Origin of the sequence: Streptomyces sp. CLV115 (genome assembly GCF_038448545.1) — a bacterium.
Classification (GTDB): domain Bacteria; phylum Actinomycetota; class Actinomycetes; order Streptomycetales; family Streptomycetaceae; genus Streptomyces; species Streptomyces sanglieri.
In genome coordinates, this window is sequence record NZ_JBCEWQ010000239.1 from 1 (window position 1) to 9,005 (window position 9,005).

Below are 9,005 nucleotides of genomic sequence, written 5' to 3' on the forward strand. Positions count from 1 at the left end.
CGGTGTCGCTGACCGCGGCGGTCACCGACTCCAGCAGCCGGTCGCCGGTCTCGCCGGCCGGGGCCAGGACGAAGCCGGGCTTGGTGCAGAACTGGCCCGCGCCCATGGTCATCGAACCGCCGAGCCCGGCGCCGATCTCCTCGGCGCGCTCGGCGGCGGCCGCCCCGGTGACGACGACGGGGTTGAGGGAGCCCAGCTCGCCGTGGAACGGGATGGGGCGGGGGCGGGCCGCCGCCGCGTCGAACAGGGCGCGGCCGCCGCGTACCGAGCCGGTGAAGCCGGCGGCGGCGACCAGCGGGTGCCGGATCAGCTCGATGCCGGCGTCGAAGCCGTGCACCAGGGTCAGTACGTCCTCGGGCAGGCCGGCCTTGGCCGCCGCCCTGCGCAGCACGGAGGCGCAGAGTTCGGAGGTGGCGGGGTGGTCGGGGTGCGCCTTGACGACGACGGGGCAGCCGGCCGCCAGCGCGCTCGCGGTGTCGCCGCCGGGGACGGAGAAGGCGAGCGGGAAGTTGCTGGCCGCGTAGACGGCGACGACGCCGAGCGGGATCTTGTAGCGGCGCAGGTCGGGCCAGGGCGGGGTGCGGGTGGCGTCCGCGTGGTCGATGTGGACGTCGAGGTAGGCGCCCTCGTCGACGACCTCCGCGAAGGCCCGCAACTGGGCGGCGGTGCGGGCGAGTTCACCGGTCAGCCGGGCCGGTCCGAGTGCGGTCTCGGCGTCGGCGGCCTCGATGACGTGTTCCCCGGCCTCGGTGAGCAGATCGGCCGCGATGCGCAGGAAGGCGGCGCGCACGGTGCGGTCGGCGAGCGATTCACGTACCGCGTGGGCGGCCCGGACCGCGCGGTCGACCTCCTCCGCTGTAGCCTCCACCGCAACCTGCTCGCGCGGGTTCCCGGTGCGGGGGTCGACGCTCCAGACTGGTGCTGCTGCCACCGTGATTCCTTCCGCTCCACTGCCGCACATCAGACTTTGTTCGGTATTCTGAACAGAGTTCCCGATCGTGAATATGAAGCGACTCTATTTCCGGGCGTTCGATGTTGGCAAGGAGCCGCCGGGTTCCGGAAGCCGCCCGGTTCGAGAAGTCGTCGGGTGCAAGAAGTCTCAGGGTTTCGCAAGTGGGCTGGAAGGGCGTGGGGCGATGTCGGTTGCCGAATCCGGTGGGGGGCAGGTCAAGTCCGCCGTGCGGACGGTGGAACTGCTCGAATACTTCGCGGGGCGGCCGGGCATGCACTCGCTCGCCGCGGTGCAGGAGGCCGTCGGCTATCCCAAGTCCAGCCTGTACATGCTGCTGCGCACGCTGGTGGAGCTGGGCTGGGTGGAGACCGACGCGACGGGCACGCGGTACGGGATCGGCGTACGGGCCCTGCTGGTGGGCACCTCGTACATCGACGGCGACGAGGTCGTCGCGGCGGCCCGTCCCACCCTGGACCGGCTCTCCGACGACACCACGGAGACCATTCACCTGGCCCGTCTCGACGGGACGAACGTGGTGTACCTCGCCACCCGGCAGTCCCAGCACTATCTGCGCCCCTTCACCCGTGTCGGGCGCCGGCTGCCCGCGCACTCCACCTCGCTCGGCAAGGCGCTGCTGGCCACCCACAGCGACGAGCAGGTCCGCAAACTGCTCCCCGAGACGCTGCCCGCGCTGACCGAACACACCATCACCGACCGCGAGAAGCTCATCGAGGAGCTGCACATCGTCCGCGAGCAGGGGTACGCGGTGGACCGCGAGGAGAACACCCTCGGGCTGCGCTGCTTCGGCGTCGCGATCCCGTACCGCACCCCCGCCCGCGACGCCATCAGCTGCTCGGTGCCGGTCGCCCGGCTCACGCCCGCGCACGAGCAGATGGTGAAGGACGCGCTGTTCGACGCCCGGGACCGGCTGACGCTCGCCACCCGGAGACTCTGACACCGCTGCCCGGACGGCGGGCCCGGCGGCGGTGCCCACGGGGCCCGCACCCGGGCCCGTCATGAGAAACCGGTGAGAATCACCGCATTCGGGAACGGTGCGCGGCGCCCCGCTCGTCGTCCGGGCGGGATGAACAGAACGATCAGGCGAGCCTCGGTCTTCTGCCTGCTGCTGGTTCTCGCCCTGCTGGGGCGGGCGACCTGGGTGCAGGCGTACCAGACACGGGCGCTCGCAGACGACGAACACAACCGGCGGAACACCATCGCGCAGTACGCGCAGCCGCTCGGCGACATCATCGTGGCCGGGAACCCGGTCACCGGATCGAAGAGGACGGTGGACAGCGACCTCGCGTACAAGCGCACCTACACACAGGGCGAGCTGTACTCGGCCGTCACCGGCTACAGCTCGCAGGCGTACGGCGCCACCCAGCTCGAAGGGATCTACAGCCATGTGCTGGACGGCACCGACGACCGGCTGAAGAACCCGCTGAGCGCGGTGACCCGCAAGCAGGCGGCGCCGGGCAACGTCCTGACGACGATCGACCCGGACGTGCAGAGGGCCGCGTACGAGGCGCTCGGCGACGACAAGGGGGCGGCGGTCGCGATCGACCCGAAGACCGGCCGGATCCTGGGCATGGTCTCCACCCCCTCGTACGACCCGTCGAGGATCAGCGGGACCACGGACGGCGAGAACTGGCAGCGGCTGCTCGACGACGAGGACAAGCCGATGGTCAACCGCGCGCTGCGGCAGCCGCTGGCGCCCGGTTCGACGTTCAAGCTGGTGGTGGCGGCCGCGGCGCTGGAGGACGGGCTGTACGGCTCGGTCGACGAGCGCACCGAAAGCCCCAATCCGTACACGCTGCCCGGCACCAGTACCGTCCTGAGCAACGAGAATCCCTCGGCGCCCTGCGAGAACGCCACGTTGCGCACCGCACTCCAGTACTCCTGCAACAACGTCTTCGCGAAGGCCGCCGTCGACCTCGGTCAGGACAAGGTCAGGGCGATGGCGGAGAAGTTCGGCTTCAACACCGACAAGCTCGATGTGCCGGTACGGGCGTCGAAAAGCGTCTACCCGACCGGCATGGACCGCCCGCAGACGGCGCTCACCGGCATCGGTCAGTTCGAGGTCACCGCGACGCCGTTGCAGATGGCCATGGTCTCGGCCGCCCTCGCCAACGGCGGCGAACTCGCCGCTCCGCACATGGTGTCCGCCGTGACCGACTCCAAGGACAACCCGCTCCAGGAGTTCGCGGACGGTGACACCGAACGGGTCGTCTCCGAGTCCACCGCCGAGCAGCTGCGCAGCGCCATGGTGACCGTCGTCGAACAGGGCACCGGCACCAACGCCCGGATCGCCGGGGCCGAGGTGGGCGGGAAGACGGGCACCGCGCAGAACGGCGTGGGCAACAGCAAGAGCCCGTACGCCTGGTTCACCTCGTACGCGAAGGACTCCGCCGGCGGCAAGGAGGTCGCGGTCGCCGTGGTCGTCGAGGACTCGGGCGCGGCACGCTCCGAGATCAGCGGCAACGGCCTGGCGGCGCCGATCGCCCAGAAGATGATGAGGGCGGCGCTGGCGGACTGACGTCCGGCATCCGCCCTAGGGCCCGGCGGGGAAGCTCTCCCCCGCCGGGCGCGCGACAGGGCATTCTGCCGATGCCGCCGGGCCTCCTCGGTCGGCAGCCTTGCCCCATGACGAAGGCGCTGGTCGGGAGGGTGCGGTGGGTGTCGTGGGTGCGTTGAGCGGGTCGGCGACGGTACGGGTGCTGCGGGACCGTACGGCGGGGCTGTTCCTGGCGGCGGTCGTCGTCTCGGGTTTCGGGACCTCCGCGATGTGGCTCGCGGCCGGGGTCTGGGTCAAGTCCCTGACCGGCTCGGACAGTCTGGCGGCGCTCGCCGTGTTCGCCATGTGGCTGCCGGTGCTGGTCGGGCCGGCGCTCGGAACGATCGCCGACCGGATCCCGGGCAGGCGGCTGCTCATTTGGGTGAATCTCGTGATGGCGGGGCTGCTGGCCTCGCTGACGACGGTCGGTTCGGCGGGCCGGGTCTGGTTCCTGTTCGCCGTGCTCGTCCTGTACGGGGCGAGCTTCGTACTGATGGAGGCGGCCGAGTCGACGCTGGTCGCCGGGGCCGTGGACAAGCGGTTGCTGGGCGATTTCAACGGGCTGCGGATGATGGCCGGCGAGGGCATGAAGCTGCTGGCGCCGCTGGCCGGTGCCGGGCTGTACGCGCGGTTCGGGGGCGGGGCGGTGGCGTTGCTGGACGCGGCGTCGTTCGTGCTGGCGGCCGGGGTCTACGCGCTGCTGCCGGCCCCGCTGCCGCACCCGGCCGGGGCGGCCCGGGCCGGCCGGCGGGGCGAACTGACCGCCGGTGTACGGCAGGTGTGGGGTTCACCGGTGCTGCGGCCGCTGGTGCTCGCCGGTTCGGTGACGATGCTGTGCGCGGGGCTCAACGGGGCCGCGATCTACGCCGTGGTGGACGAGGGGCTGGGGCACTCCCCCACGTACGCGGGTGTGCTGTACGCGGTGCAGGGCGCCGGGTCCGTCGCGGTCGGGCTGCTGGCCGGTCCGCTGCTGCGGCGGCTGCCGGAGCGGGTGTTCACGGCGGCCGGGATCGCGCTGTTCGCGGTGGCGGTGGGGGTGCGGGCGCTGCCGTACGACGCGGTGGCGCTGGCGGCGAGCGCGGCCGTCGGGATCGGGCTGCCGTGTGTGCTGATCGCCGCGATGACGGCGGTGCAGCGGGAGGCCCCGGCGGCCGTGCTGGGCCGCACCGCCGCGAGTGCCAACACACTGCTGATAGTGCCGAACGCGGTGGCGCTGGCGCTCGGCGCGGGCCTGATCGCGCTGGTGGACATCAGGGTGCTGCTGCCGCTGGTCGGCGCGGCCGCGCTGCTGACGGCACTCCTGCTGGTGAAGGGCCGGCGGGGAAGGCTGACGGACTCCCCCACCGGCCCGGCTTCTTCACCGGCCGAGGCGTGAGAGCGCCTCGGTGACGGCCCGCAGGTCGGGCGACGAGGCCAGCCCCGCGTGGTACAGCCGCAGTTGGTTGGCGCCGAGCGATGCGGCGTGCGCCGCGTCCCGCTCCAGCGTGGCGGGGCTGCCGCCCATCCCCGTGACCACGCCGAAGTTGGCCGCCAGTACACCGCCGCGCCCGGCGAACGGGCCGAGCACGGCCTCGCGCGCCGCGTCGCCGCCGGTGCAGGGCAGCACCACACCATCCGCCACGGAGAGGATGTGTTCCGGGTCGACGCCGACGTTCGCGCCGGTGCGGTGGGGCTCGGGGTCGGCGTGCAGCAGCACCTGGAACCCCGGCTCCGCCGCCGCCCGCACGGCGGCGACCACGGACTCCTGGAGCGTGCGGGCGACCGTTGCGCGCCACCGGAGGGTGGCCTCGGCGAGGTCGGCGCCGAGGAGCTTCCCGATGCCCGCCCGGCCGGTCTCCGGGGAGCCGGCACCGGCCCAGACCGGTTCCAGCGCACCGCGCACCGCCGCGGCCAGCCCGTCGGCGTCCAGTCCCTGTCCGGCGTAGCCGGTCCGGCAGGCGGGGCAGAAGCAGAGCGACATCAGGTACTGCGCCGCATCCCCCAGCCCGACGCCCGCGATCTTGTCGTGGGCGTGCAGATGGGCGAAGCCGTACCAGCCGCAGGACTCCAGTTCGGTGCCGCGCGCACCGGCGCGGACCGCCGCCTCCGCCGCCAGATCGATCAGGTACTCGCGGACCGCCGCCCCGGCGATGCACGGCGCCCAGGGGTAGCGGTCACCGTACGCGTTGACCACGGAGGTGTCCGGGTGTTCGGCGCCCAGCCGGGAGTTGTGCGCCAGGACCACCCAGGTGTGGACCTCCAGACCGGCTCCGGCGAGGGCCTCGGCGGCCTCGGCGAACGCGTCGTCCGAGGCCACCCAGGACTGCTCGTGCGGGCGCAGCCCGCGCCCCGCCCACCGGGCGGCGTCCGGCGGGTAGAGCACCGCGGCGTGCTCGGCGGTGACGATGCGGTGCCCGGGGTGGCGCGGGGTCAGCGCCCGGGTGGAGTGGTAGGCGGCGGCGAGCGTCACCTGCCGGACGCCCAGGTCCGCGACGCGGGCGGCCGCGTCCGGGTCGCCGACGACGTCCCAGGGGTAGAGGAAGGCCGAGGTCTTCACCCGCGCCGCTCCTGCCCGTACTTCTCCAGCAGGGCACGGCCGCGGGCGACGATCGCGGTGAGCTCCTCGATGTGGGCGGCGGGCGGCTCGGTGAGCGGGGTGCGGACCTCGCCGACGTCCAGGCCGCCGAGCCGGACCCCGGCCTTGACGAGCGAGACGGCGTAGCCGCGGCCCTTGGCGCGCAGTTCGACGAGCGGCCGGTAGAAGTGGTCGAGGAGCGCGCCGGTCAGTTCGTCGTCGCCGGAGTCCAGCGCCCGGTAGAAGGCCAGCGCGATGTCGGGCGCGAAGGCGAAGACGGCGGAGGAGTAGAGGTTGACGCCGATGCCCCGGTAGGCCGGGCCGGTCAGCTCGGCGGTGGGCAGGCCGTTGAAGTACAGGAAGTCCCCGCCCGGCAGCTCGGTGCGGACGGCGCTGACGATGCGCTGCATCAGATCGAGGTCGCCGTAGCCGTCCTTGAGACCGATGATGCCCGGCGTGGTGGCCAGTGCGACGACCGTGGCGGGGGTGAAGACGGCGTTGTCGCGCTGGTAGACGATCGTCTCCAGCGAGGTGGCCGCGGCGAGCGCGGTGTAGTGGCCGAGCAGCCCCTCCTGGTCGGCGACGACGAGGTACGGGGGCATGGCGAGAAGCCCGTCCGCGCCCGCCTCCTCGGCGAGCTTCGCGTACTGGATCGCGAGCGCCGTGCCGTATCCGGCCCCCGCGACCACGGGTACCTCTCCGGCGGTCTCCTCGACGGCCGCGGCGACGACGCGGTGGAACTCCTGGGGCGTGAGCGCGTGGAACTCACCGGTGCCGCAGCAGGCGAAGACCGCCGCCGCACCGGCGTCGACGCCGGTGCGCACATGGGCGCGGAAGGCATCGAGGTCGACGTCGCCGTCCGGTCCGTACGCGGTGACGGGGAAGAAGAGCGGCCCGGCGACACGGCCGAGTCGGGCGGCAAGAGGGGCTGAGGTCACTGGCGCTCCCTGAGCGGTTCCGGCGTGCACAATTCTGATCGGCGTCCATATTCATGAACGCTCACACGCTAAGGCAGCCGCCAGGCGCAGGTCAAGGAGAGGGGCGGCCGAGGTGACCGACGCCAACCGCGGAGCGATCGGCACCGGGTGAGCGGCACTCCACCCCACCCGCACACTTGACTCCGCACTCCAGGACTTCTTAGCTTGTCCACACATATGAATGCCGTCCATGGAGGAGATCCGCGCATGCCCGCTCCCCGCACCGTCCTGCTCACCGGCGCAGCCGGCGGCCTCGGCACCCTGATGCGCGGACTCCTGCCCGCGTACGGCTACGAGCTCCGCCTCCTGGACGTCGTCCCCGTGGACGGCGAGCCGGACGCGATCGCCGCCGACCTCGGCGACCGGGAGGCACTGCGCGAGGCCGTGCGGGGCGTCGACGCGATCGTCCACCTCGCGGGCATCTCCCTGGAAGCCACGTTCGACAAGATCCTCAGGGCGAACATCGAGGGCACGTACAACCTCTACGAGGCCGCCCGCGAGGAGGGCGTGCCGCGCGTCGTGTTCGCCTCCTCCAACCACGTCCTCGGCTACACCCCCCGCCCGCTCCCCGGCGACCCGCTGATCCCCGTCGGCGCCCCGCGCCGCCCCGACACCTTCTACGGCCTGTCCAAGTCGTTCGGCGAGGACCTCGCCCAGCTGTACTGGGACCGGCACGGCATGGAGACCGTCTCGGTGCGCATCGGCTCCTGCTTCCCCGAGCCGACCTCGGTACGGATGCTCTCGGTCTGGATGAGCCCGGCGGACGGCGCCCGGCTCTTCCACGCCGCGCTCACCGCCGAGGACGTGCGGCACACCGTCGTGCACGGCTCCTCCGACAACACCCGGCTGTGGTGGGACCTGACGACGGCCCGCTCACTGGGGTACGAGCCGCAGGACGACTCCGAGCCGTACGCGGCCCGGCTCATCGCCGAGCAGGGCGAACTGGACCCGGACAACCCCGACCACGCGCACCTCGGCGGCCACTTCTGCACCAATGCGCCGATCTGGCCGCGCTGACCGCGGGCCGGGGCCACCGAAAACCGCGCGACAGGGCGCCGGGCGGAGGGCAGGATGCGGAGCCATGCCGAGACCTTCCGGATTCCTGTACGAGCAGCACGGCGACGCGAGCGTCACCATCACCCACCACGGCCGGCCCGCGGGCACCCTGCGCGGCGGCCGGGCGGAGAAGTTCCTGGCCGAGGTGGGATCCGGGGACGCGCAACTGGTGATGGCCCGCTGGACGGGGGCGTACAAGCACGGCAACGAGCGCACCGCCCGCAACCATCCGCGCAACCGCTGACGGGGCCCGGCGGAGCCGGCCGGCCGGGCCGGAAAAGTAAGGGAACGGCAAAGCGGGGTCGTTCGTTACCCCGAGCATGACCGCTATGACCCCCGGCTCGAACATCCCTCTCTCCGCCGCCCGCGTGGCAGTGGACGTCTCCGCACCCGTGCGGCTCGACGTTTCGGGCCTGCTGCTCACCGCAGACGGCAAGGTGCGCTCCGACGACGACTTCATCTTCTACAACCAGCCCAGCGGCCCCGGTGTGACCTACCGCTCCGGCGGCGGCACCGCACCGGACGCGATCGTGGTGGACACCACCGCGGTCCCGCCGGGCATCGAGAAGATCGTCGTCACCGCGAGCCCGGACGCGGCGGGCCAGACCTTCCAGGGCATCGAGCCCACCGCGACCGTGCGCAACGCCGACGACGGCAGCGTGCTCGCCACGTTCACCCCGCCCCGGCTGGGCACCGAGACGGCGCTCGTGGTCATCGAGGTCTATCTCCGCAACGGCGCCTGGAAGGCCCGCGCGGTCGGCCAGGGCTACGCCAACGGGCTGGCCGGCATCGCCACGGACTTCGGCGTCTCGGTCGAGGAGGAGCCCGCCGCCGCCCCGGCGCCCGCGCCGGTGGCGCCCCCGATGCCCGCAGCCGCCCCGGTCGACCCCCGGATCGCCGCGCCCCCGGCGC

General features: G+C 72.7%; 9 protein-coding genes. 6 read left to right on the forward strand and 3 right to left on the reverse strand.

Translation table 11 applies throughout. The features are described 5' to 3' along the window. The coding region (locus tag AADR41_RS39765) for an aldehyde dehydrogenase family protein (RefSeq protein ID WP_342287149.1) at positions 1–931 on the reverse strand (931 nt) is incomplete at its 3' end. A 205-nt stretch (positions 932–1,136) separates the two neighbouring features. Between AADR41_RS39765 and AADR41_RS39770 the strand changes: the two genes are divergently transcribed. The 3 genes from AADR41_RS39770 to AADR41_RS39780 all read left to right on the forward strand — a co-directional run bounded on the left by AADR41_RS39770 (position 1,137) and on the right by AADR41_RS39780 (position 4,881). Next, positions 1,137–1,907, forward strand: coding sequence for an IclR family transcriptional regulator (locus tag AADR41_RS39770; protein ID WP_342287150.1), 771 nt, complete (start codon positions 1,137–1,139; stop codon positions 1,905–1,907). Between the two features lie 129 nt (positions 1,908–2,036). After that, positions 2,037–3,488 (forward strand): peptidoglycan D,D-transpeptidase FtsI family protein, encoded by a 1,452-nt coding sequence (locus AADR41_RS39775; protein WP_342287151.1) that lies wholly within the window; start codon positions 2,037–2,039, stop codon positions 3,486–3,488. A gap of 136 nt (positions 3,489–3,624) precedes the next feature. After that, positions 3,625–4,881, forward strand: coding sequence for an MFS transporter (locus AADR41_RS39780; RefSeq protein WP_446751193.1), 1,257 nt, complete (start codon positions 3,625–3,627; stop codon positions 4,879–4,881). On the opposite strand, the gene AADR41_RS39785 is transcribed toward AADR41_RS39780, so the two are convergent. Together AADR41_RS39785 and AADR41_RS39790 are read right to left on the reverse strand one after the other, a co-directional pair. Continuing rightward, the gene (locus tag AADR41_RS39785; RefSeq protein WP_342287153.1) at positions 4,864–6,042 is read right to left on the reverse strand and encodes a hypothetical protein; all 1,179 of its coding nucleotides are present in this window, start codon (positions 6,040–6,042) and stop codon (positions 4,864–4,866) included. The genes AADR41_RS39780 and AADR41_RS39785 overlap by 18 nt on opposite strands. Next, complete coding sequence (locus AADR41_RS39790) at positions 6,039–6,998, reverse strand: 5-dehydro-4-deoxyglucarate dehydratase (protein WP_342287154.1); 960 nt, start codon at positions 6,996–6,998, stop codon at positions 6,039–6,041. The genes AADR41_RS39785 and AADR41_RS39790 overlap by 4 nt, the downstream gene beginning before the upstream one ends. 246 nt (positions 6,999–7,244) lie before the next feature. On the opposite strand from AADR41_RS39790, the gene AADR41_RS39795 reads away from it, so the two are divergent. The 3 genes from AADR41_RS39795 to AADR41_RS39805 form a co-directional block, all read left to right on the forward strand. Continuing rightward, positions 7,245–8,054, forward strand: coding sequence for an NAD-dependent epimerase/dehydratase family protein (locus AADR41_RS39795; protein ID WP_342287155.1), 810 nt, complete (start codon positions 7,245–7,247; stop codon positions 8,052–8,054). A gap of 64 nt (positions 8,055–8,118) precedes the next feature. After that, a complete protein-coding gene (locus AADR41_RS39800) occupies positions 8,119–8,337 on the forward strand; it encodes a hypothetical protein (RefSeq protein ID WP_342287156.1) in 219 nt (72 codons plus the stop codon). Between the two features lie 76 nt (positions 8,338–8,413). Beyond that, a partial coding sequence (locus tag AADR41_RS39805) for a TerD family protein (RefSeq protein WP_342287157.1) occupies positions 8,414–9,005 on the forward strand: 592 nt, incomplete at its 3' end.

What these genes read in the sequence shown, in the direction of transcription:
- AADR41_RS39770 (WP_342287150.1), top strand. Translation starts at nt 1,137, where the DNA reads ATGTCGGTTGCCGAATCCGGTGGGGGGCAGGTCAAGTCCGCCGTGCGG.
- AADR41_RS39795 (WP_342287155.1), top strand. Translation starts at nt 7,245, where the DNA reads ATGCCCGCTCCCCGCACCGTCCTGCTCACCGGCGCAGCCGGCGGCCTC.
- AADR41_RS39775 (WP_342287151.1), top strand. Translation starts at nt 2,037, where the DNA reads ATGAACAGAACGATCAGGCGAGCCTCGGTCTTCTGCCTGCTGCTGGTT.
- AADR41_RS39800 (WP_342287156.1), top strand. Translation starts at nt 8,119, where the DNA reads ATGCCGAGACCTTCCGGATTCCTGTACGAGCAGCACGGCGACGCGAGC.